This window comes from Fibrella rubiginis (assembly GCF_017353185.1).
GTDB classification, from domain to species: Bacteria; Bacteroidota; Bacteroidia; order Cytophagales; family Spirosomataceae; genus Fibrella; species Fibrella rubiginis.
Window position 1 is genome coordinate 502,942 of the sequence record NZ_JAFMYV010000001.1, and the last position, 24,943, is coordinate 527,884.

The 24,943-nt window shown below is 57.0% G+C and carries 15 protein-coding genes; 6 read left to right on the forward strand and 9 right to left on the reverse strand.

Going from position 1 to position 24,943, the window contains the following annotated elements:
• Positions 1–179: 179 nt before the first annotated feature.
• Positions 180–1,202 carry an LLM class flavin-dependent oxidoreductase gene (locus J2I47_RS01970; RefSeq protein ID WP_207362865.1) on the reverse strand — a complete coding sequence of 341 codons (1,023 nt, stop codon included), beginning with the start codon at positions 1,200–1,202 and terminating at the stop codon, positions 180–182.
• Between the two features lie 101 nt (positions 1,203–1,303).
• Positions 1,304–1,921: an FMN-dependent NADH-azoreductase gene (locus tag J2I47_RS01975; RefSeq protein ID WP_207362866.1), complete on the reverse strand. Its 618-nt coding sequence runs from the start codon at positions 1,919–1,921 to the stop codon at positions 1,304–1,306.
• 156 nt (positions 1,922–2,077) lie between these two features.
• Between J2I47_RS01975 and J2I47_RS01980 the strand changes: the two genes are divergently transcribed.
• Positions 2,078–2,449, forward strand: a complete 372-nt coding sequence (locus J2I47_RS01980; RefSeq protein WP_207362867.1) for a winged helix-turn-helix transcriptional regulator — start codon at positions 2,078–2,080, stop codon at positions 2,447–2,449.
• 103 nt (positions 2,450–2,552) lie between these two features.
• On the opposite strand, the gene J2I47_RS01985 is transcribed toward J2I47_RS01980, so the two are convergent.
• Positions 2,553–5,387, reverse strand: coding sequence for an alpha-amylase family glycosyl hydrolase (locus J2I47_RS01985; RefSeq protein ID WP_207362868.1), 2,835 nt, complete (start codon positions 5,385–5,387; stop codon positions 2,553–2,555).
• A 167-nt stretch (positions 5,388–5,554) separates the two neighbouring features.
• Here J2I47_RS01985 and J2I47_RS01990 point away from each other — a divergent pair, with 167 nt between their 5' ends.
• The 5 genes from J2I47_RS01990 to J2I47_RS02010 all read left to right on the forward strand — a co-directional run bounded on the left by J2I47_RS01990 (position 5,555) and on the right by J2I47_RS02010 (position 12,682).
• The gene (locus J2I47_RS01990) at positions 5,555–8,257 is read left to right on the forward strand and encodes an ATP-binding protein (RefSeq protein WP_229374205.1); all 2,703 of its coding nucleotides are present in this window, start codon (positions 5,555–5,557) and stop codon (positions 8,255–8,257) included.
• Positions 8,258–8,370: 113 nt separating this feature from the next.
• A complete protein-coding gene (locus J2I47_RS01995; RefSeq protein ID WP_207362869.1) occupies positions 8,371–10,293 on the forward strand; it encodes a DNA polymerase III subunit gamma/tau in 1,923 nt (640 codons plus the stop codon).
• A 211-nt stretch (positions 10,294–10,504) separates the two neighbouring features.
• Positions 10,505–10,900, forward strand: coding sequence for a thiol-disulfide oxidoreductase DCC family protein (locus J2I47_RS02000; RefSeq protein WP_207362870.1), 396 nt, complete (start codon positions 10,505–10,507; stop codon positions 10,898–10,900).
• Between the two features lie 123 nt (positions 10,901–11,023).
• Positions 11,024–12,178, forward strand: coding sequence for a zinc-dependent alcohol dehydrogenase (locus tag J2I47_RS02005; RefSeq protein WP_207362871.1), 1,155 nt, complete (start codon positions 11,024–11,026; stop codon positions 12,176–12,178).
• A gap of 12 nt (positions 12,179–12,190) precedes the next feature.
• Positions 12,191–12,682 (forward strand): hypothetical protein, encoded by a 492-nt coding sequence (locus J2I47_RS02010; protein ID WP_207362872.1) that lies wholly within the window; start codon positions 12,191–12,193, stop codon positions 12,680–12,682.
• Positions 12,683–12,886: 204 nt separating this feature from the next.
• Here J2I47_RS02010 and J2I47_RS02015 read toward each other — a convergent pair whose 3' ends face one another.
• From J2I47_RS02015 to J2I47_RS02040, 6 genes are all read right to left on the reverse strand, one after another.
• Positions 12,887–13,603, reverse strand: a complete 717-nt coding sequence (locus J2I47_RS02015; protein WP_207362873.1) for a pirin family protein — start codon at positions 13,601–13,603, stop codon at positions 12,887–12,889.
• 9 nt (positions 13,604–13,612) lie between these two features.
• On the reverse strand, positions 13,613–14,347 hold the full coding sequence (locus J2I47_RS02020) for a dioxygenase family protein (RefSeq protein ID WP_207362874.1): 735 nt from the start codon (positions 14,345–14,347) through the stop codon (positions 13,613–13,615).
• A gap of 178 nt (positions 14,348–14,525) precedes the next feature.
• The gene (locus J2I47_RS02025; protein WP_207362875.1) at positions 14,526–16,040 is read right to left on the reverse strand and encodes a tagaturonate reductase; all 1,515 of its coding nucleotides are present in this window, start codon (positions 16,038–16,040) and stop codon (positions 14,526–14,528) included.
• A 137-nt stretch (positions 16,041–16,177) separates the two neighbouring features.
• Complete coding sequence (locus J2I47_RS02030) at positions 16,178–17,503, reverse strand: MFS transporter (RefSeq protein WP_207362876.1); 1,326 nt, start codon at positions 17,501–17,503, stop codon at positions 16,178–16,180.
• A gap of 85 nt (positions 17,504–17,588) precedes the next feature.
• A complete protein-coding gene (locus J2I47_RS02035) occupies positions 17,589–19,385 on the reverse strand; it encodes a hypothetical protein (RefSeq protein WP_207362877.1) in 1,797 nt (598 codons plus the stop codon).
• A 221-nt stretch (positions 19,386–19,606) separates the two neighbouring features.
• Positions 19,607–24,940 carry a hypothetical protein gene (locus J2I47_RS02040; RefSeq protein WP_207362878.1) on the reverse strand — a complete coding sequence of 1,778 codons (5,334 nt, stop codon included), beginning with the start codon at positions 24,938–24,940 and terminating at the stop codon, positions 19,607–19,609.
• Positions 24,941–24,943 lie beyond the last annotated feature (3 nt).

The following is a 24,943-nucleotide window of genomic DNA, read 5'->3' on the forward strand; positions in this document are numbered from 1 at the left end:
TGGCGGATTTAGTTTCGCCATCGGGCGAGATAAATATAGTGCCAATCTGGTGCAGTTGCCCTACGCGCAAGCCATATGCTAGGTATAAAAAAAGCCCATTTCTGGGCTAAGGAGGGCGTTTTTGGTTCTGTTACTTGATCGGAACCGGACAACAGGTTGTTCGGTGTCAGCGCAGCCAGTCACCGTAGCAACGGTGCCACCCGCGTACCCAGCAGGTCAATGGCGTGCATGAGTTTTTCGTGGGGTTGGCTGGCCACGTCGAGCTGGAACGTCACGCGCGAAATGCCCCCCAGGGCCTCGCTGTGGCGGATAATTTTTTGCGCTACTTCCTCCGGATTACCAATCAGCAACGCCCCCAACGGACCCAGTTGGGCGTTGAACGCTGCCCGCGAAACGGGTGGCCCACCACGCTCACGCGACCGTTTATTGAAGGTGCGTTCATAGCCCGGAAATGACGATTCTATGGCTTCTTCGCTTGTTTCGGCTACGTACCCTAGCGAATGCAACCCCACCTGTAGCTGCTCTGGGGCGTGCCCCGCCCGGCGACCGGCTTCGCGATACAGGTCAACAAGGGGGCGAAAACGGTGGGTATCGCCGCCAATAATGGCCACCATCAGGGGCAGGCCCAGCGTACCGGCCCGCACAAACGAGGCCGGCGTGCCACCTACGCCCAGCCAGATCGGTAGCGGGTTTTGCATGGGCCGGGGGTAAATGCCCTGTCCCGTCAGGGCTGGCCGGAATTGGCCTTTCCAGCGCACCTGCTCATGGTCGCGAACGGTGAGCAGCAGGTCCAGTTTTTCGGCAAAGAGGGCATCGTAATCGTTCAGGTCGAACCCAAACAGCGGAAAGGCTTCAATGGATGAACCACGACCTACCACCATTTCGGCCCGCCCCTGCGCGATCAGATCGAGGGTAGCAAATTCCTGAAATACGCGCACCGGGTCGGCGGCACTGAGCACCGTAACGGCGCTGGTGAGCCGAATCCGTTTGGTGCGGGCGGCCGCAGCCGCCAGAATCACGGCCGGTGCCGAGTCAAGGAATTCGGCGCGGTGGTGTTCACCAATGCCAAAGACATCCAGCCCCACCTCGTCGGCCCGTTCAATGCGGTCCAGCAACTGACCCATGGCGACCGCGCCGCTGATGATGGTGCCACTGCCGTTGTCGAGCACATTGGTGGCGAAACTGTCGATACCAATTTCCATATAAGTCGTAAGTCGATAGTCTGGAAAGCCGTATGTAGTGTTGCTGACGCAAGCGTAGAGGCTGCCTGCCGAAGGCGACTACATACGGCTTTCCAGACTAGTTATACCGCCAGCAATTGCTCGACATTGATACTGGCCAGGGCTTTTTCCATGGCCGTTTCTTTCAGCCCAGGGATAGACGTGCCTTCAACGCGCACCACGCTTACGTCGGTAAGGCCCAACAGACCCAAAGCAGTTTTCAGGTAAGGCACTACAAAGTCGATAGCCGCACCTGGCCCTTCCGAGAAGATCCCGCCGCTCGCCACGGCCAGGTATACTTTCTTGCCCGGCTCAATCAAGCCTTCGGGACCGTTGGCGGTGTACCGGAAAGTAACACCCGCGCGGGCGATGTGGTCGATCCATGCTTTCAGCGTCGACGAAACGCCGAAGTTATAAACGGGCACACCAATCACAATGGCGTCGGCGGCCTGTAGCTCAGCAATGGCCTGATCGGAGTGACGAACGGCTTCCTGCTGCTCCGGGCTGCGGTTTTCGGTTGGGGTGAAGAACGATTGCAGGTGAACCTCTTCCAGGTGTGGAAACGGTTTGTCTGTGAGGTCGTGCACCGTGACGGTGCTGTTGGGGTTGGCGTTCTGAAGCTGGTCAACAATGGCGTTACCTAATTGGATACTGGCCGATGCCCATTTACGAGGGCTGGAGATAAGGTGCAAAATGTTCATGCAACGTTGGTTGTAAAGCGTAAGTTGGAATAAAGCGTGTGCGTAACAACCCTGCTTTCGCACCGTTGCTACACTAACAGAACAAAGTTGTTGGCAAAAAGTGGCACATTTGTGACTCGTTACCTAAAGGATACCGGTTACAAAAAGGATACCGCTATGAAAACGTTTTCTTCTCCCGAATGCCAGGGTGCCCACCGCGCCATGCGTGATACGCTCGACGTGATTGGCGGTAAGTGGAAGCTCGTTATTCTCTCTATCATGCTCCAGCGCAAATGGCGGTTCAAGGAGCTGGTGCGCGAAATCGGCATTTCGCCGCGCATCCTCTCCAAAGAGTTGCAGGAACTGGAGATGAATAAGCTGGTGACACGCACCGTTTGTAACACCCGCCCTATCACGGTAGAATATGAGGTGACTCCCCATAGCCGCAGCCTGGAAACGGTGATTCAGGCCCTCCGCGAATGGGGCGTAATGCACCGCCAGGAGGTCATCGGCAAAAAAGAACCTGCTCAGGTTGAGGCTATTGTGTAAACGCCGCGGGCGATGTGGTAATACAAAAAGCAGGGCAGAAGAACCCCGATTGAGTTCTTCTGCCCTGCTTTTAAGCAATGGCATTAGCGGTTTTGCTACCCGTCTACTCCTTCAACACTTTCTGTGTCAGCACGCCCGCATCGGTCTGTACTTTAATCAGATACAGTCCCGTTGGCAGGGTGCGCAGGCTGATCGGGTGGTGTAATACCTGCGCCGTTTTCTCTACCGTCTGCGTCTGCAATGCCCGCCCCGACAGGCCACTGACCGACACCGTAATGGGGCCGCGGTAGGCATTGTTCCAGTCCAGCATGGCCAGATCAGCGGTGGGGTTGGGCGAAATTGTCAGGCTCGGGAGAGGTTCGGTAGCCAGAATGGGGTCTACCGGCGGGGTGATAAGCCACGGCACAATGCCCGCTTCGGGGGTGGGGAGCTTGGTGGCGGTCAGGATGTGCCACTGACCGGGTTTCAGGTTCAGCGCCGCACCAGCTTCAATCGTTTGGCCCGAAAAATAGTCGTACCACGTGCCGGTCCTGGGTAGGCTCAGGGCTACCACGTTGGCCTGCACGTCGAAGTTGCCGAGTACTACCACGGGGTTGGTGGCGTCGTTGAGGGTCAGGCTTTTAACCGGTGTGGCGCCCTGATATACAAAGTCGGTGGTCTGGAACGCGGGCTGCGTCAGCTTCAGCTTGATCAGTTCCTGGTATACGCGCAGGAGCTTGGCCCGGTTGGCATCACGCAAATACTCCCACTTCAGGGGCTTGGCACCCGTACGGCCATTAAAGTCAATGTTGACGTCGTAACCAAATTCCCCAAACTGCCAGATGAGTTTGGGGCCGGGCACGGGCAGAAACAGGGCCGCCGCCAGTTTAGCCCGTTCCAGTGCCGTGGCGGGGTCTTTGGTATTGTAAGTACCCGACGAGTTGCCATTCTGCAGCACGTCATATACCAGCCGCTCTTCGTCGTGGCTTTCCATGTATCCCAGCACGTTGGGGTTATTCCAGCCGCGCTCTTTGTACGAAATCCAGTTGGTGTTAATGTCGCCGGCATTACTCACCGCCCCCCGCGCCGAATAGCGGAAATTGTAGTTATGGTTGCCCCAGAACAGCATACCGTAATTAGCCAGCTCTTTCTCCTCGCTGTTGTCGGCGAAGTGTTCCAGAATCACGTAGGCCGATTTATCATAGGCCCGGATTTCGTCGTAAATACGTTTCCAGATAGCCACGCGGCTGGCGTCGTAATTACCCCAGGCCCCCACGTTGTTGGGGTTGGGTGTCTGCGTGAACCCCTTCGAGAGGTCGAACCGGTACCCGTCGAATTTGTATTCCTGCAGCCAGTACTGATTCACCCGCTGCACATAAGCCTGCGTGGCTTTGCTCTCGTGGTTGAAGTCGAAAAAGACGCTGAACGGGTGGGTAGCCTGCTGGTTAAAAAATGGGCTGTCGGCGCTGGGTTTGCTGCCATCCCAGTACATTTTCACGTACGGAAACTCGTAGTCAGCCTGGTTCAGTACCATGTCCAGGATCACGGCAATACCGTTTTCGTGGCACTTGTCGATAAACGCTTTCAGGTCATTTTTCGAGCCGTAGGCTTTGTCAGGGGCGAAATAATAGGTGGGATTGTACCCCCACGAATCGTTGCCCGAAAACTCCATAATCGGCATGAGCTCAATGGCGTTGATGCCCAGTCTCTTGAGGTACGGCAACGAATCGGCAACGGTTTTGTACTGCCGGGTGGCGGTAAAATCACGCACCAGTAGTTCGTAGACCACCATGTTTTTGGCATTGGGCCGCGTAAAGCTGGCTACTTTCCAGGGGTAGGCCGGCTGCCCTGTTTGCAACACCGACACAATTTGTCCCTGCGCTTTGGTCGGAAAGGCTTTCAGACCGGCATAGGTAGCGGCCAGAAACGAGTCGTTGTTGCGGTCCAGAATCTTGTCGCCGTAGGGGTCGCCGGTGGCAATTTGCCCGTCGATGAGGTATTGAAAAGCGAGTTCCTGCCCGGCGGTGAGGCCCGTGATGGGTAGCCAGTAGCGTGTGCCGTCGGCCGTACGGTTCATGAGCGAAGCAGGTGTGGGCGTGAAGTCGTTTTGCTCGCTGATGATGTTTACAAAGGTTTTCAATGGGGCATACAGCACCAGCGTTGCACTCGTGGGGTCGGTGGGGCTATAGTTGATGCCGTCGCGCAGGCCCGCAGGCACGGCAGCCACCGTGGGTGTGGGCTTTACATACAGCAAAAATGAGTCAGACGCGGTCTCTGTAGCGGTTTTGGCCGTTACAACTACCTTCCGCAAGGTGTTAATGGTCGCGCCAGAGGCCACCGACGCCACCACCGAGTCGGCGTTGGCGGCGTTGGCGGCTACGGCCCCGTCCACCGTCAGGGTCAGCGTAGCTTTGTCTGACGCATTGGCCCGCACCGATACGTTGGTGTTGGTTTCCACGAAGAGCAGCTTAACCGTTGGGCGGGCGAAGCTTACGGTCAGCTTGGCGTCGTAGATTTTGACGAAAAAGTCTTCGGTCTGCGCCTTCCCGTCGCCGCTTTTCACCACCAGGCCAAGTCGCCGAATGGGCGTGTTGGCGGGTACGTTATAATAGGCGCGGGGCACAAACTTGATCTGCCAGCGGTCGTTACCCAGCGCCGTCATAGCACCGGGAGCGAAGGGGGCGTTAAAATCTTTCTGGTTGGGGGGCTGAAACTGAAAGGCATCGCCGGTTTCGGTCGAACCCGCGCCCGACCAGAGATATACGTCGTCTTTCTTGCCCAGCAGCCCCTTGGCTCGCCCATCCGTCGACTTGGTCAGGTCAACGATGATCGTCACCTCCTTGTCGGCGGTGGGAAAGGTGGGGACAGTGGTAACGAGTTGAGCAACAGACGGCGTTAACGTGCTGATAATCAACAGCCAGAAAAGCCAGCCAATGCGTTGGTAGCAGATTTTGTTCATGAGTTTGTCTTTAAACGGATAACCAAAGGTACGCAACGCTTACGCCGGTGGCAATTGGCTCGAATGTTGCGTTGTCCATTGGAAAGGCCCGGCCAGCGGTTTAACTTCGTGTGCCTGAATGGTGACCTGTGTGTCAGCCCCGGGCGTTGCTCAATGCTATTCCAACCATGTTGCCTGATTCTCTCCTCGACGTTTCGCTAACCGATATTCTGGACGCCCTGCCCGACGGAGTAATCTGGATGAAGCCTGTTTATGACGCTCAACAACAGCTCATCGACTTTAGCATAGACTATATCAACGAACAGGTGCGCCACCTGACCGGAGATGCACAACGGGTACAAACCGGTATGACGTTTCGGCAGGCGCTGTCTCCGGAAACGGATAACCAGGAAACTGGTTTCGAGGCCATCGCCCGGGTATTTACAACCGGCGTTGCCCATGAGTTCGGCTACCGGAATAACTTCCTTAACCGTTGGTATACCGTTCGCCGGAGTAAACTAAACGGCGGCATACTCAGCATCCTGCGCGACGAGTCAACCCTGCGCGAGGCTAATCAACTGGTGACCAAGCAGGCCAATCTCATGCAGGCCATGCTCGACGGATCGCTGAATGGGGTAATCCTGCTCGAAGCCGTCTACGACAGCCAGCAGACGGTAACGGATTTCCGTATTGTGGCGGCCAACCAAACCCTGGGCGACATGACTGGTATTAACGTGCAGAACATCATTGGCAACACAATGGGCGCAGTCTATCCCGGTTATAAAGCTGGTGGGTTTTTTGCTCTTTACTGCCAAACGCTGGCCGATGGAAAGCCCCGGCGCAATGAATATTATTATGAAGATGAACAATTGAATGGCTGGTTTGAGGTGTCGATAACCCGGCAGGACAGCCATCTGGTGCTCACCACAACAAATACGACAGAGGCTCATAAAGCGGGTGAAACCGCTGAACTGGCCGCCGTCAGACTGCAGCAAATTATCGACGTGGCCCAAACGGGTATCGCAGTGCTCAAACCGACGTTTGATGAAGCGGGGCAGGTGATGGACTTTACTTTTGCCACCGTCAACCGGGTTATGGCCCAGCTTGTGAGCGAAACGACCGACGCTATCCAGGGTAAACCAATTTCGAACTGGTTTCTCAGCTACCGCGAAACCGACGTTTTTAGTCATTTTAAGCATACTTACCTGGCCGACGAAATTCGGCGGTTCGATATACACTACGATATTGATGGGTTCGATATCTGGGTCGACGTGCAGAGTGTAAAGCTGGATGATACGGTTATTGTTACGTTCACAGACTATACTCTGCTGAAGGAAGTACAACACGCGTTGGAACAGCAAGCGGCTGATAATCAACGCCAAACGGAGCTGATAAACAGCGTGTTGGATAGCTCAGACAGCGGCATTATTGCCTTTGAAGCCATTCGCGACCCGGCGCAGCAAAACACCATCGTTGACTTTAAATTTATGGTCATCAACCGGGCTTGTATTGGTTTGCTGGGTAAAACCATCGACGAGATGATGGGCCAAAAGCTGCTGACAATCTTTCCCGGTAATGTAGAAACTGGTCTGTTCGAACTTTACAAACACACCACCGAAACGGGCCATCCGAGCCGTACGGAAGTATACTATAACCACGACGGGCTGGATTTCTGGCTCGACATTTCTGCCCAAAAGCTCGGCGATGGGTTCGTTGTGACGTTTACCGACGTGTCGCCCATCAAGCGGGCCAACAAAGCGGTTGAGGCGTCGGCGGCCGAACTGACAACCGTTATCGACACGGCGCAGGCAGGGATTTTCTTGTTTGAACCCGTTTTCGATGACCTCAACGAGGTGGTCGATTTCCGGTTTCGGCTGGCTAACCGGCAGTTGGCGGCCTATGTGGGGCAGGAACCCGCCGCTTTGACGGGGCAGTTGGGTAGCCGCTGGTTTCCAGACTACAAGCAGAACGGTTTGTTCGACACCTATCGGAAAGCTTATACCTCAGGACGAACGCAACGGTTTGACTTTCACTATGATGCTGATGGTATTGACGCCTGGCTCGACATCATGGCCACCAAAATGGGTAACGAAGTGCTGGTCACGTTTGCCGATTATACCAACCTGAAACGATTGCAGCGTCAGCTTGAACATTCGATCACTGACCTGCGCCGCAGCAACGAAAGCCTGCAACAATTTGCCTACGTAGCCAGCCACGATTTGCAGGAGCCCCTCCGCAAAATTCAGTCCTTCGGCGATGTGCTACAGGCGCGGTTTGGTCCCGGCCTGGGCGAAATGGGCAGTGATATGATCGGGCGTATGCAGACGGCAGCGGGGCGCATGTCGAGCCTGATTCACGACTTGCTTACCTACTCGCGGTTGTCGGCAAAACCGGCTGAAATGAAGCCCGTTGCGCTGTCTGGTGTGCTATCGCGGGTGATCGACGATCTGGACATACCCATCCGCGAAACGGGAGCCACCATTCAACTGATAGACCTGCCCACAGTACCGGGAGATGAATCGCAGTTGCGGCAGTTGTTCCAGAACCTGATTACCAATGCCCTGAAATTCAGGCAGGCTGCTGTGCCGCCCGTTGTTATAATCCGTAGCCGGCTGGTTGCCGTAACCGATTTGCCACCCGAGGTCATGGTGGTTCGCAAAGTGCCTTTATATCAATGCATTAGCGTAACAGACAATGGCATTGGCTTTGATCAGAAATACGCCGAACGAATTTTTCAGGTATTCCAGCGCCTGCACGCCAGGTCGCAATATGACGGCACCGGTATTGGCCTTGCCATTGTGCAGCGGGTAGTTGACAACCACGGCGGCGCAATCCGGGCCAGCAGTGAAGTGGGTCGGGGTGCCACGTTTGAGTTGTACCTGCCGGGGTAAAGGGATTGCGGATTGTGGATTTCGGATTTCGGATTGGGCTGACGCAAGCATACTCTCATGTCGGTTCAATCCGAAATCCGAAATCCACAATCCGATATCCCTTATATTTGGGTATGGATAATTTTGTGGTATCCGCCCGGAAATACCGCCCTGCTACCTTCGACACCGTTGTGGGGCAGGGCCACATCACCACCACCCTCAAGAACGCAATCAGGACCAATCAGTTAGCGTCGGCGTTCCTGTTTTGCGGGCCTCGTGGCGTGGGCAAAACCACTTGTGCCCGTATTCTGGCCAAGACGATCAACTGTACGAACATCACAGCGCAGACCGAAGCCTGTGATCAGTGTAAGTCTTGCTTGAGTTTTAAGCAAAACGGCTCGTTCAATATTTTTGAGCTTGATGCGGCCTCTAAAAACTCCGTTGATGACATACGTGAACTGAATGCAATGGCGAGAGCCCCAACTCATGCTGATGCTAAATACAAGATTTACATTGTCGATGAGGTTCATATGCTTTCGGCATCGGCTTTCAATGCGTTTTTGAAGACGCTGGAAGAGCCGCCCAGTAACGCCATCTTCATCTTGGCCACGACCGAGAAACACAAGATTCTGCCCACGATTTTGTCGCGCTGCCAGATCTTCGATTTCAACCGGATCAAAACCGCCGACATGGCCGGTCATCTGGCCGACATTGCCCGGAAAGAGGGTGTCAGTACCGACGCTGAATCGCTGGAACTGATTGCCCAGAAGGCCGACGGTGGTCTGCGCGATGCCCTGTCCATGTTTGATCTGAACGTGACGTTCTCTACCGACCGGACGTTGCGCTACCGCGAGGTGCTGGACAACCTGCACATTCTCGACTACGATTATTATTTCCGCCTCACCGATCTGTTGCTGCAGGGTAACCTGCCGCAGAGTCTGCTGGTGCTGGACGAGATTTTGCGTAAAGGTTTTGATACCCACCAGTTTGTGGTAGGCCTGAACCGGCACTTCCGCGATCTGCTGGTGTGCAAAGATCCCGCTACGGTGCAGTTGTTGCAGGTGACGGAGCGTGTACAGCAGCTGTACCTGACGCAGTCGGCGGCGGCCCCGATGTCGTTCTTGCTGTCGGCGCTGAGCATTGGCGGGCAGTGCGACATGAATTTTAAACAGGCCAAAGACCAGCGACTGCATACCGAACTGTCGCTGATGAAACTGGCCAGCCTGCGCGATCTGCTCAACTGGGAAACCCTGCCCGAACCAGCGGCCAACACGAGGGTGGTGGGTTCGAATCCCGCTACCCAGGGCGTTGCACTGAACGGGACAGCCGAAAAAAAAAACGGCAGCCCAGCAGCTGACAGTCCCGTAGCACTGCCTGCTCCCACTGCCACGACCGAACCGCTCGGCAACGAGGGCGAAGCGCCCGCCGCCACACCCCCGCCGCCGTTCACGAGTGAGCCGGTGAGCAGTTACCAGACAACACCAGCTCCTGATCTGGCCACTACCGTGGCTCCGGCCCGGCCCGTTACTAACGGCAAGCTGGCTATTCCGCCGTTGCCGCCCCGCACGTCGGCCCCCGCGCCGGGTATTGTGCAGCCCGTAACCAGCAAGCTCCGGTCGACGGTGGGCATAGGGTCGCGCCCGTTAGCGGCTGATATCGAAACGGTTGTTGCTCCGGTAGAACGGGTTAACCGTCCGTTTACGTTGGACGATCTGCAAAAAGCCTGGCGTGAGTTTGCCGTGCTGCGCCACAAACAGACCGACAATGCCAGTGAGCAAATTATGCTCAACCGTGATTTCTTGCTGAACGATACTGTGGTGAGCATTCAGCTGGACAACCACATTCAGGCTGATCTTTTCACCGGCCTCCTGCCCGATATGCTGGCCTACCTGCGGCAGGCGGTCAGCAACTGGCAACTACAGATTGAGCACAAAGTGGTGATGGTGGAAACGAAAAAGATGCTCTACTCGCCCCAGGACAAATACAACCACCTCGCCGACAAGAACCCCGCCCTCCATCAACTCCGGCAGGCGCTGGGGCTGGAAGTGGATTATTAGGGCTGGCTACGCGTGCGGTGGCTACGCGCTCTGGGTTGCTGACGCGAGGCCCTTCGACAGGCTCAGGGTGACAGGGTCGTTGATTCAAGTTCTTGGGTTGATTCAAGGTTGTGGTCACCCTGAGCCTGTCGAAGGGCCTCGCGTCAGCAACCCAGAGCGCGTAGCCACCGCACGCGTAGCCAGCAGCGTCAGCAACCAGAAATGTTAAACCTTGAACTCAAATCTTCTCCTCTTCGACGGTGTCTGTAACCTCTGCAACGGCGTGGTGCAGTTTGTGATCCGGCATGACCCGGCGGGGCGGTTCCGGTTTGCCGCACTGCAATCTGATGCCGGACAGACCTTGTTACAGCAGTTTGGCCTCTCTACCACCCAGTTCGACTCATTCGTCTACGTTAGAGACGGGCGGTTCTATACCGAGTCCACGGCGGCGTTGCGGGTAGCGCGGGATATGGGCGGGGCCATGTCGCTGCTGTGGGGGTTGATGATCGTGCCCCGGTTCATCCGCGATGCCGTATACCGGCTGGTGGCCCGCAATCGATACCGCGTCTTTGGCAAACAAGACGCCTGCATGATCCCCACGCCCGAACTAAAAAGCCGGTTTTTGTAGCATCACCTTATCACTACTGCCGCGAAGCACTGCTAAATAAAAAGCCATTGCCTCACTAATAGTCGTTATAAAATAACTAAACCTATAGAGTTTAGGTAGTACAAGCAAACTAACGAAGCGACTATGCTAGCCATGAATTACCGGGGACCCCGGCGGGTACGGGTTGACCAGAAACCCTACCCCGAAATAAAGCATCCTGAAGATGCCATTGTGCGCGTAACCCGCTCCTGCATCTGTGGCTCCGATCTGCACCTCTACAACGGCAACGTGCCCGACACCCGCGTGGGCTCTACGTTTGGGCATGAATTTGTGGGCATTATCGAAGAGGTAGGCCCGGCTGTTGACAAAGTGAAAGTGGGCGACCACGTGCTGGTACCTTTCAATGTGGCATGTGGTAAATGCGTTTTCTGCCAGCAGGGACTCTACGGCAACTGCCATGAGTCAAATGCCCAGGCCACAGCCGTTGGCGGTATCTTCGGCTACTCGCACACGGCCGGTGGCTATGACGGCGGTCAGGCCGAATACGTGCGGGTGCCCTACGCCAACTTTGGCCCTACGGTGATACCGCCCGACATGGACCCCGACGATGCCGTTTTGCTAACTGATGTATTCCCAACGGGCTATCAGGCTGCTGAAATGGGTGGTATCCAGCCCGGCGATACGGTGGTCATTTTCGGTGCCGGTCCGGTAGGTATCATGGCCGCCAAGAGTTCGTGGCTCTTCGGAGCCGGTCGGGTGATCGTGATCGATGAAGTCAACTACCGCCTTGAGTTTGTGCGCGACTATGCTCAGTGTGAGGTGTTTAACTTCCGCGAGATGGATGATCCTGTTGTGTTTATCAAAAAACTCACCGACTGGATCGGCGCCGATGTGTGCATTGACGCCGTAGGTGCCGAGGCTCGTGGCAATGTGCTGCAAACCATTACCGGGCGAAAAACCCTGTTACAGGCGGGGTCAGCTACTGTGCTTCACTGGGCGATCAACTCGGTCAGGAAAGGGGGTACTGTCTCGGTGGTGGGTGTGTATGGACCAACAGACAACCTTGTACCCATTGGCAACGTAGTAAACAAAGGCATTACGATCAGGGCCAACCAGACCGCCGTGAAGCGTCATCTCCCCAAACTCATTGACCATATCCAGAGCGGGCGCGTTAGTCCAAAGGCCATTATCACGCACCGGGTGCCGCTGGAAGAAATCGCGGATGCCTACCACATTTTTTCCGAAAAACTGGATAACTGCATCAAGACTGTGCTCATTCCACCTTCAGCCCGTGTGTAAAGCCAACCAACCATGGAAAACCTAGCAGCAAAATACACCCACATACCGGGTTGGGGCATTGATGCCGACCCGAAAAATGACCCTACCTATCCTCTGAAGCACCATACCGATTCGGAACACGACGGCTACAACTGGGAACGTCCCGCGCAGCAATCGCAGGATGTAGAAGTGCTTCAATCCATCGAGCGCCCTAGCCTGCCCGCCGTTTTCGGTACGACGGTGGCACCGCAGGGCCTGAGTGGACAGCTTCGGCGGTTTGCGTTCAAATACAGCGAGTCGCACTATGGGCACTGGCTACCGTTATTGCTGGCCGACCGCGTCAATATGGTAGAAGGTCTGGTCGATGATCTCAAGCAGGGTCACATTCCCAACATTTTTGCCGAAAAAGGTTGGAAAGCTGAGTGGAAGCACAACCCACTGGGCCTGGTGCAGAAAGTAGCCACCACAGCACTAGTCACCTGGGCCGTTGTGGCCTTCTTCTCCCGCAAAAAAGATAAAGCGTAACCTAACGGTAGTATGCAGGGTGGCTTCGCGCTGTGGTGGCTTCGCGCTGCGGGCCCTTCGACAGGCTCAGGGTGACAGGGCAATTGATGCAACTAATTGAGTTGATTCAAGTTCGTTGTCACCCTGAGCCTGTCGAAGGGCACGACGCGCGTAGCCACCACAGCGCGAAGCCAATTTGCCCGCTGCCACTGGCGTAAGCGAGCCCTATTGGCCTGACTGTTGGTGCATCATTACGTTTACCAGTAACAAAATGGCATCATCCGACAACGCCTCGAACTCGACTTCGCCGTTTTGCGGGTCCAGTAGCGAGAGACCGTCTTTGGCGTGTAACAGCCGGTTGGCAACTTCAAACACACCCTGCAGCACAAACACAAACAGGCCATTGGTAGCATTAGCCAAGTTGTAAACACCTTCCTGCCGTCCGCCGTATCGCCCAATGTAAACGTGATTGGCTGACTGGCCGTGTAACAGGGGAAACAGCTTGTTTTGGTCCGTCAGGTCGAAGGGGGGTTGAATAGCGGATGGGTTAGTGGTAACTGAATGTTCGTTGAACCAGAGTTGCAGGTAGTTAATGGCCTCCGTTTCGTAGGGATTGCTAACCGTATAAGCTTTTCCCGCCGCCAGCGATAGTTGCCCAACCTGTCCCGGCTCCAGAAAGTCTGGCTCTGCCGCGCCCAACTGGTATTCCAGTCCACCCATGATGGGTAGCAGCAGCACCGTAACGGGCGTTTCTGCGTGCATGGTCAGGCTGGCACCAGGGTAAAGGGTATCGTCGTTGAGCAAACATAATGACCCAAACGGTTCGCGTCCTTCGGCAGTGTATGCCCCGAAATTGAACGTGTGAAAGCTGCGTAAAACAGCATTCTCGGAAACTCCCCGCCTATCAGCCAAATAGAGTTGGGCCTGCGTGTGGCTATCCATTAATGTGTGTCAGGCATTCACCACGATGGTATGCGTTAATGAGTAACCACCTGATACACTACCTGTAACGGTGCCTAATTCGTTGGCATAACCGTCGTTGAAAACATTATCACGCTCATTGGTAGTGTCTTGTGTGCCCTTGGTATAGCCGCTTGCCTGCGCCGTAGTATACACCACATTGGTAACAGCGTAGGGAAACGCAATCTGCGTCACCAACAGTGATTTTCCGGCTGCATTAAATACGTGTACATGCACGTGCGGTGCCCGGCCCGAATACCAGCCTGGAAAAATGGTGGTGAAATTGACCAGCCCGCTGGCATCGGTGATTTGGCGACCACGCAGAAAATCGACGTTTGTCAGGTTCAGGCTTTGCATGCCCGAACCCCCATATTCCGAATAGTAACCATCCTTGTCGCAGTGCCATACATCGACAAAAGCCCCAGCCAGAGGCGCGCAACCGGCTGCCCCGTTTTTGATCGTAATGGCCATCGTGGTAACCACACCAGTTCGGTCGGCGCGGATATCTTGCCGAACAAAATTAGCCGGCACTTTGGTGGGAAACGGCCCCTCGGTTTCTGAAGGTGTTACGGCACAGTTGCTAGCCGAATTGCCGTTGGTTGACCCTGTACCTGCTGTGGTGCCGCCGGTGGTAGGGTCCACGACGACATTGTTTTTACAGGCTGTCAGAACAGCCAGCCCCAGTAAGCTGGAAAATCCGCGCTTCAAAAATTCGTTACGTTCCATGTCGAGATGATTCTGTGATCAGCTACCTGCCGTCGCTACACCCCATACGCCTCAGAACGCTCAATCGTTGACATCATCCAAGAATTATCTCCCCAATACTGGTTATGGCGTTAGTTCGTACTAGGTTAACAAGTAATCCGTAACGGAATAGCCAATCGCCCGGTAACTTACTAATCAGCTATTTCAAGGTGGTTTCTACACCCTCGTTCAGCATTTTGAAGAGGTTGCTGGCTACCTGTTTGCTGAAGCCGGGGAGGGTAGTCAGGTCTGTTTGCCAGAGCGTTGTGTTCGACAGGATAGACGTGACCAGTGCCGTTACCGACCCCGCCTTGGTTGGGTCAACGTGCAGCCACTGGGCCATGAAATAGGCTGCCTGTTCGTCGCGGATGGGGTAGACAAGGGCCCCTTTTTTGAGGTTGATTTCGCCTAAAAATTCACCCTCTTCCGTGCGGCGATGTACGCGCATGAACAGCAGGTAGGCGGCAAAGCAGATGGCCATCCGGTCGGGCACACTGCCTTGCTGTTGCACCGCCCGGAGCAGGGTAGGCACGTTGCGCAGGGCCATTTTGGCGGTCTGCTGCAGGCTGATATTCAACAAAAAATGCTCGTTGAACGGGTTTTTGAAACGGTCGATCACCTCGTGGGCAAATGACTGCACCGCCGCCGGGCCTTCATCGCCCAGGGAATCGTAGGGCACGGTGGGCACCAGGTCGTCGAGCAGCAGATGTTCGATGAATGGCCCCATTGTAGGGTGGTTCATGGCCTCGGCTACGGTCACGTTACCCAGCAGATAGCTCAGGGGCGTCATAAACGTATGTGTACCGTTGAGCAGCCGGAGTTTGCGCTCGCGGTAGAAGCTGATGTCTTCGTCGATGATAACCTGATCGGGGCTGATTGTGGCAAACGACAGGATAGACCGTACCCGGTCGTCGCCCTCGATGGCCCAGAGATGATACGGCTCCGTGGCGGTGAGCAGTTCGTCGGTATAGCCCGTTTCGGCGGCGAAGGCTTCCATCGTTTCGTCGTCGGGCCTGCCCGTTACGATTCTGTCAACCAGCGAGTTACAGAAGCGAACGTGGAATTTAAGCCATTTGGTAAAGAGCTTGCCCAGCTCATTATGCTTGGCTACGCGCTCCACGGCGTCGCGCAGGCGGAGGCCATTGTCGGGCAGCAGTTCGGTGGGGATTACCACCAGCCCCATCTTCCGTGAGCCACCGGCGCTCTTGAAACGTTCGTATAAAAAGGCCGTCAGCTTGGCCGGGAAGGAGCGCGGTGGCATCTCGAAAACGCTTTCTTCCACATACGTCAGTCCTACCTCGGTGGTGTTCGAGATGATCACCTGAAGTGACGGTTTCCGGGCCAGTGCCAGCACATCGGCCCATTGGGTAGGCGCGGCCAATACCCGGCTGATAGCCGAAACGACCGTTTTCTGGTCGATTTCCCCTCCGTTTTCAATCCCCCGCGACCAGACCGTGTACAGATTGTCCTGCGCCGTGAACTCGCTTACATCGTTGCCCGTCGATTTTACCACCACGATAGAGCCGTTGAAGACCCCCTGCTCGTTGGCTCGCTGAATGAGGTAGTCGGGCAGGCCGCGCAACAGTACACCGGTACCAAATTGCAACACCCGTTCGGGCAGAGAGGTAGTGGCAGGCGATGCAGCGCGGCTTAACGAAGCAGACAATAGATTCATGGACGGAAGAATAGACCGGTAAAACCGGCAAGTTAGAACAACCCGGCGATAAAGGATATTCTACCCGGTTGGATAAATAGGGAGTGGTTTAGTCAAGACGACAAAAAGCCCCTTTACTACTACGTTGGCAGTTCGCTTTAACTTAGTTCGTCGAGGGTGACGGGCTCAAGTTTGGGCAGTACAACGTGAATCAGCAGCAGGGCCAGCCCATAAGCGCAGGCGGCGATGACAAACAGCGGAAAATAGCCCGTCGCGTTGATGATGTCGCCGGAGTAGCGGGCCAGTAAAATGCCCCCCACGGCCCCAAACATGCCGCCAATACTGGTGATGGAGGCGGTGACGGTCTTGGGAAACAGGTCAGAAGCAAAGGTGTAGATGTTGGCCGACCAGCCCTGATGCGCTGCCGTAGCCAGCGAAATAAGTGCGATGGCTACGGTGAGGCTATTGGTTTTGGCCGCATACATAATAGGCACCACGCAGAGAGCGCAAATAAGCATGGTTGTTTTCCGGGCGCGGTTGGCCGACCAGCCGCGCTGCATAAGTTGGGTGCTAAGCCAGCCAAAGAAGATGCTGCCCGCGTCGGAAACGACGTAGATAATGAGAAACGGAATGCCGAACGATTTCAGGTCGAGCTTTTGGTCGAGGGCCTCGTTGGAGTTGAAAAAGTCGGGTAGCCAGGCCATGTAGAACCACCAGATCGGGTCGGTAAGGAACTTGCCTATGGCGTAGGCCCAGGTTTGTTTGTAGGATAACAGCTTGAGCCACGACACCCGTAGCGGTGGCTCCTGCGCGTTGTCGCTACGGATGTAGGCCAGTTCATTTGGCGACACAAGGCGGTTGCGTTCGGGCTTGCTGTAGGTAAACCACCAGACAATGAGCAGCGCAAAACCCAGTATACCCGTTATGAAAAAGGAACTTCGCCAGCCGAAATGCAGGATCAGGTGAGGCACCACCAGGGCCGTGAGGATGATGCCCACGTTGGTACCCGCGTTGAACAGGCCATTGGCAAACGACCGTTCTCGGCGCGGAAACCACTCGGAGATGCTTTTGATGGCCGCCGGAAAGTTGGCCGCTTCGCCCAGGCCCAGCATGACGCGCATCCAGGTCAGGCCGGTCAGGTTACGCACAAAGGTGGTGCCCACGGCGGCAACACTCCAGACCAGAATACCCAGCGAAAACCCCCGCCTTGTTCCGATGCGGTCGATGAGCCAGCCGAGAAACAGGAACCCGATGGCGTAGGCAAACTTAAACGCTGAATCGACTTTGCTGTACTCCACCCGAAACTGGTCAATCCGTTCCTGCGTAAGCACGTCCGTCACCGAAAGTCCGAGCATTTCTTTCCGGAACAGCTCGTCGGTCATTGTGAATGACAGCACCTGCCGGTCGATGTAATTGATGGTGGTAGCAATAAACAACAGAGCCACAATGCGCCAGCGCATAGTGCTGGGAGAACTCGAATTCATGGCTGATAAAGGCAACGGGGCAGGGGCTTTACTTAAGGGAAAGTTGCAGGTTTAACGTCTAACGTTCAACGTTAAACCTGCAACACTAACTCCCAACCTGATCGAACTGCAGGCCGCTGCTGCCTTCGCCGCGACCGGCTTCCTTGCGTTTGGCGATCCAGGTGAAGGTTTTGCCATGATACCAGCGCGTGCGGTTAAACTGCCGCGTTACCACAGTTCCCGCGCGGGGTACTTCTTCTTCATTGATAAACAGCGGCTTATCGCTAATTCTGGGTACGAGTAGCGACGTACGCGAGGGTACCGTGTCGCCGTAGCGCGTGGCAACGAACTCGGGCATGGCGGCTTTCTGCAACCGAATTTGGGGTGAGCCTGAACTGATGTTGACGGGAATAAACGGTATCCAGTTGCGCGGTACGGTGGTGCCTAGCTCGTATGTCAGCAGCGGCGCGGGTGGTTGGTCGTCGGGGGGGGCGGGCTTGATTACGTCGGCGGGGATAGCCCCGATGCGTTGGAGGTAAGCCAGCAGTCGGGTCGAGGACTCGTAGCCGTCTTCGCCCTGCGCCATGTCCGTAGAAACGGTCTTTTCGATGCCCCAGACCAGGTTGGCCATCTCGTCGCGGATGAAGCGCAGTTCTTCCAGCGGCTCGCCGTCCTGCGTTTTTATGGTCGACGGGGGCAATAGCAACCGGGTGTCGGCGGTATCGTCGGGGGCCAGCGTGGTGAGGTTGAACATCGACCATCGCTGCCAGTCGTCGTCCAGGCCGCGCCCCGCCGGACGGACCCACGTCTGTACGCCAAACACATCCGTCACCAGGATGCCTTCCAGGTTGGTGAACGTGCCCACGGGCAGTTCGCAGGGGAGCAGGTGCCAGTCGTTGCTGAACAGCAGGGCAAATTCGGCGAAGAGCAGCGTGGCCAGGTCTGAGGTTTGGGTGTTGAGGTTGCCCAGGTTCGTAACCCCGTCTTCAAACGTCCACCAGCGGCGGTTGGGCATGCCGTAGTACTGAATCGGCGTGGGAATGTACGACAGCACGGTGCGTTCGGTGGCGGGCGCGAGACCATTGAACTGGGTGTTACCCCGGTCGAACGAGTACCAGTCCAGGTGGCCTTCGTAATACTGACGGGCGTCGAGCGAAACGCGGGCATCAGGTTCGTTAAGCGTCACACCGAACTGGTATTCAAGGTGTTCCGGTAACCATGCATCGCCCGCCACGGGGTCTGGCTGACTGTATACCCGGTCGAAAAGCTTGGCCAGCTGCTTGCCCAGCACGGTCAGCGCCGACCGGTCGGGACCCGACAACACCCCCAGCCACGATGCGTGCGAGCCGTCGCGGATGGCCGTGAGCAGGGTTTCGCCGTTGGGAATGCGTCCTTCGGTCAGGCTCAGCCATGCCTCGGTATCGGGCTGACTGGCGCGGTAGTCTTTTTCGAGTTGATCAGTGGGGGCAACGAACGGGCAGCGGGGCACGTAGATCGTGGCGATGGTGCTTTCCAGCCCCTCGGCCTGCAGCAACCGCACCCACGTTTTGCCCACCTGCAGTTGCGTAAACAGGTCGAAATGAATGGTTTCCTGCTCCACCTGCACCTCCAGCGGCACGGCATCGGTATACGGTACGGGCGTGCCACTACCGCCAACGTACTGCTCAAACCGCGACGAGTCGGTCACGAACCGGGCTTCTACGGCGGTACCGGCGTCTTCGCCCTCGAACTCGCCCATCTGCCACTGTCGGCATAAAAACCAGAGCGGGTCGCGCACTTCGGCCCGCAGGCTCCGCGAAAAGTCCTGTTCGCGCGGGCGACCTTCCAGCCGGTTCCAGGCCGTGATGCTGGGCACCACCGCCCACCGGGCCGCATCGGAAAAAAGTAGGGGAGGAATGGGCATGGGGTGAGGTGAGTTTAATGTTTAAGGTTTAAAGTTGGCTGGCGCGGGTGGCTACGCGGTTGGTCTTTTGTCATCCCGACGGTAGGAGGGATCTACTTTCCTACAGACACAATTGAGAATTAGGAAAGTGGATCCCTCCTGCCGTCGGGATGACAAAAACAGCCTGTTGAAGAAGCCAAAGCACCTAGCCACCCGCGCCAGCTAACTTTAAACCTTGAACGTTAGACTTTGAACACTTTTTCATACAATCTGCTGTAATTCAGCGATATACTGGCATCGGGAACCGACCCCTGCGCGGTGATGGTGGCGGGGAGAAGCTGTCCGAGGTTTGAGTGCAGGGCGAGGTGGTCGGGTTCTACGGCGCGGCGTTTGGCCTGTTCGAGGGTGCTGTTCAGGATCGCCACGAGGTTGTCCCACGTCCAGTTGCCGAGCAGCGTGGGCGACACCGCCAGCAGCATACACTGCGGCGACTCGGCATTGGGTTGGTTGTAGTTCACCGCCAGGCCCGTCGTAGTCGATTTCGTGGGAATCACCTCTGTCGATTCGTCTAGCAACAGGCCACACTGCGGGTTGCCGAAGACCGGAGCCGCGCCCTGGCCAACGGTAATGATCGACAGATAGTCGCGGTCGAGCACGAGCGGGACGGTCTTGGTCGCGTCGCTGGGGTCGGGCATGGTTTCGGGCAGGTCTAAGCCCACCCAATACGGCTGCGCGAGGTAAGGCAGTTGCAGCACCGACAGGGCCGTGCCGGGCGTGTCGGTGCCTAGCTCGGCGGCGAGTTTCAGACGTTCCAACTGCCCCATCTGTGGTCGAACGCGGCTTACGCCCTGTAGCCATTCCTCCATAATGAGCAAATTGGCCGCCGGTGTGCTCAGCGTGGGTAGGTCAGCCAGTAATTGTTCGCGCTTGAAGGTCAAGGCTTTAGCCTGATTTTGAAACGCAATTTGCACCTCGGCTGCGTTTTCGAGCGAGAAGCGGGGCAGCACCAGCGCGGTACCCAAGCCTGCGGTGACGGCCTCGGCCAGCAGGGGCAGTTGCGCGTCGATGCTCAGACCAGGCTTGGCGGCGTCGGTCAGGGCTTTGGTCATCACCGCAACCTTCTGCGTCAGCTTGTTGCGCACCACCAGCAACTGGGTCAAAAACAGGAACGCGGGGCGGTTGTTGGGACTGCCATAAAGCTGATTGTCGAACAGTTTGGCCAGGTCTTTTACCGCGTCGGAATAGCCAAAATCGGCGTCGACGGTGGCGTTGGTGAACGCAACGGGCTGTTCGGGGAAGGCTTCGGGAACGTCGAAGTCGGCGGCGTTTTTCAACAGGGTTTCCCAGGCCGGGTGGTTCGCCACGATCAGGTCGCGCAGGTTGGGTAGCTTGTCGGTGGCAGGGTCGTTTTTGATGATGTCGCCCGCTGTAGTCAGGGCCGCACCGAAGGCCGTTTGCAGCGTCTGGAGCGCATTTTTCAGGCTCGTCACCCGCCCCGTTAATTCGCCGATAGCCACATTGCCGATGTTGGTTTTGTCACCGGGTTTACTCTCGCCGGGCACGCGGAAATCCATTGCCGTCAGGGCGCGGCCCTTCCGAATCAGTTGCTGCACGTGTCGCAGCAGGGGAAGCGCTACGCCAAACGACGTGGCCCCGACGGTGATCAACGGTGCGTCGGGCAGCACCCGGATGGTTTCGCCAGCCCCAACGGTATGCGTGCGTCGGTATTCGTACAACACGCGTTTGAAGAGATCAACCTGTTGATTGTCGACGAGGTTAATCAAATCGGCGGGAAATAGCTTCAGGTCAGCCAGCTTAATCTCGGCCTGTTCGGTGGTGCCATTGGCGCGTGTTTTTTCGACGATAAACCGCGTTTGCACCAGCGACGGCGTGAGCAAATCGGTGAGCCACTTATTCAGGGCGGGGTCGGCCAGCACGCGGGGGGTGGCGTTGGCGGGTGTGGCGGCGGTGGAGTCGAGGGCCAGAAACACCCGGTTCGTGATCGCGTGGCCGTTGCGGGGTGTCTGCACCAGGTCGGGAATGGCGGGGTTATGTCCTTCCTGAACGGTCTTCAGCGTGGCCCCCGCCGTGAGGTGGTTGCCCTGCACAAACTGATGCACGCTCTCGGCCAGCAGCAGGTCGGCTACGGCATCCATCGCGTTGCGTAAGTCAGCAATCGCAGCCAGAATGCCCTTACCCTCCGTCGATGTGGCGAGGGGCAAATCCGTCCGGCCAAAGGGATAGGCGGTGGTTTCGTTGCCCAGTGCATAACCGTCTACCACGTTCCGCGCCGAAACCGCCTCAATAGACCCACCAGCGGGCACATCGGCCTCTTTTATCTTGAACGGAAACCGCTCGCGGAAGGGATAAATATGCACGTCGAGGTTGGTGTCGTGCAGGCTCCGCTCGAACTGATAGCCCAGCAGCGCGGCCAGCTCCTGCCCTTTTCGGATGCCGTCAATAAACCACATGGCCCGCCGCACCCGTGCCGACGATAGATTGATGGCCAGTCGGTTACGCTCACTTTCGGTTCGGCTGGCGTGGGCCAGGTAGCCACTGCGCAACAGGGCTGCCGTAACGGCCTGCGGCAGGGAGGGGGCATGAATAAACGACCCCTCATGGGCGGCTTCGAGTACAATGCCCCGCGCCTTTAGTTCGGGTGGCAGTTTTATTTCTACCACGGGCCGGGCGTGGGCGGGGCGGATGTTTTCGAGCCAGCCAAATGCGCCCAGGTATGTACCCCGGCGCGGTCTGCCGTTGCCCTCCTGATTGGGCGGCTGGAACTCGTAGCGGAGGTAATCGAGGCGTTTTTGCAGGATGCCGTTCAGCCAGCCGTCGAGGCGGTAGCTGCACAGGTCGAGGTGTTCGGCCAACAGGCGTTCCAGGCGGGCGGTGGGCAGTTTTTCAAGTTTAGTAAGGGCCTCTTGTACCAGATGCAGGTTGGAGTCGGGCAAGATGGGTAGCGACACCCGCTGACTCAGGTACGCGCCCATTGTCTGATTAGCCACGCCCAACGCCGGAATATTGCTTACGTCGGCCTGCAAATAATCGGCCCGCGACCACTGCCGCACCTGCTGATTGCCTTCCCGTGGCGTGGCGATATGCCGCATTTCTACCTCTCGACGTGCCGCGCGGTCCACGATTTTGTAGTCTTCAAACAGCTTCATGGCCGTGTCCCAGTAGGCATTCTGGGTGGCGTGTTGCAGCAGGGCATAGAGCAGCGTTTTCGGCGCATCGATCCGTTTGTTCTCGTCGTTCAGTATGTTATTCGACTGAATGTCAGCTTGTTTGCTTTGCCTGATCCACTCGATATAGTTTGGTCCGGCGGTGCCGTCGGTATGGTTGAACAGGGGTTGAACGGTGTCTGTTTCCGACAGGGGCAAGGTGTCAATGGGCGGCACGGACTTGAGCGACAGGGCCGGGTGGTTGAAAAATTTGCCCGCGATGGCTGGTTCGGTGGTGATGCCCAACTGGGCCAGCAGTGCTGCCGCGCGCGCCTTCCACTGCGCCACCGCCTCGCGCGTGGCGTCGCGGCCCAGCAGGATGTAGGTGAAGTTGCGGATGAACTGCTTGCCGTAGAGCCACCGCTGCGCAAACGTCACCGAGGTGGGTTGCAGGCCCAGCAAATCGAGAAACTGCTGGTTGCTGGTCAACGCCCCGCCGCTCTGCCCGGCATGCGACGCAAACTGCTGCAAACCAGCCCATTGGCTGTTGAAAAAACGAAGCAGGTTCAGCATTTTCTGGTAAAACGGCACCACAAAAAAGCGGCCCTCCACCATTTCGGGGTTGGTCCACTGCCAGCGGTCGAGGGCCGTGGCGGGCAGGATGCCGTAGGGTTGTTTGCCCACGCGCAGGGCGGGCAAACTGCCCCGCGCACTGACGTAGCTGGTGAAAAACCTGAATACCCGGTGTTGATCGGCGCGGGATACCAGCGGGTCCAGCATCTCGTCGAGGTAATAGGCCAGCGTGGCGTTGTAAAGGGCCACGTTCATGGCCTGTGCCTCGGCCAGTTCGGTATCGGGACTGTGGGCAATGTGTTGAAAAACAGTCGATTGAATACCCAGATACTCGGCGGTGCGCTGCCCGTTTACTTTCTGGTGGAACGGCACGTTGGCCTGATCGGTGAAAAGCGGCCCCTGACGTTCGAGGGCGTAGCTGTCGGCGGCATCGGGTTCGCCGCGGTGCCCGGCGTTGTCGCCTTCGGTGTTGTTGGTGGGCGTTCCCTGCGGAATAAAGCCCAGCCCCGTTTGGCCGTAATGGTGATTATCGAACAGCTTTTCGAGCAAAACCGGCCCATTCTCCGACCCATCGACGGCGTTGATACCCACCACCAGCAGTTTTGTAATGCCCAGCGTCAGCACCTCACGCAATAGCCCGTCGGCCACCGCCTGCGTGCCTTGTTGTTCCGTAACAACGGTTTGGTTGATAGCCTGTTGAAGGTTAATGCGCAGCCCCAGACCCATGTCTACGGCGGCATCGAAATCCTTCATCCAGGCCAGGTCGCCGGTAAATTCCAGCGTTCCATCCGCCGCCCGGCTGATGCCCCCGTCGAGCGGGCTGACGTTGGGCGACAGCCAGATACGGTCGGGTACGGGCTTGCCAACTACCTCAAATACCTTGCGCTCATTGCGGTAGCCGATCACCACAAATTGATCGGGCAGCACCTCGGCATAACTCGCGGGCTGACCCGTGGCGGGCGTACCTTCGGGGGGGCCACCCAGGATGACTACCCGGTCAAATTCGTCGGTGGGTGTTTTGCCGGACAACGCAGCCCAGTTGGCGGGTTTGGTCGCCAGCTTTACGGCGTCTGCACGGCCCGTTCCTACGGCGGTTTCCAGCGTCGTTTGTGCTTCGGCAGGGTCCGTTCCGAACCACAGACTGCGCCAGTAGACCTTGCCCGGTTTGATTTCGTTGGGCAATAAACCGTTGGCTAGCAGTACGTTGTCGGCTGGAAAATCAAATACAGCTGCATCGGTCTGGTCGATGTTGGCGGGCTGGGTGGTGCGGGCAATCCAGGCGGCGCGGCGTGATCCCCCCACTTGTACCAGCGTGGCCCAGGCACCGAGTTTTTGGGCGTCGGTGTCGGCTTTCCAGGTCTCGAACCAGAACGTTTTGGCGGCGTCCAGTTCGGCGGCGGTGAGGTCGGGGTTGTGCTGCACCACCGTAGCATCGTCGGGGTAAATGCGCACCCAAAGTTCGGGCGCGTTGCCTTGCACGGTGGGAGCAAAGCGCGTTTCCACCCGCACCGGAAAAAGCAGGATGGGCAGGTGATCGTCCCAAAAGCCGATGTACTCCTGCGGCGACTTGTAGCGCTCCACCAACTGCCCCAGCCCTTCAAACGCCTTCTGTTTGGCCCCCATGTACCCTGCTTCGGTTGCTTTTACCTGCCCGCGCAGCCGTTCGCGCTGTTGCCCCAACTGCCCCAGTTCGTCCTGATTCCCCGCCCGCGCTGCCGCCTCCGCCGCCTTGTCGAGTTGTTCCTGTTCACGCTGTAGCTGCGCCAGTGTCGCCGAGAGCTGGTTTTTCTCGTCGCGCACCTGCCGGAGGTTAAATCGGTCGTTATCAAATGGTTGCATGGG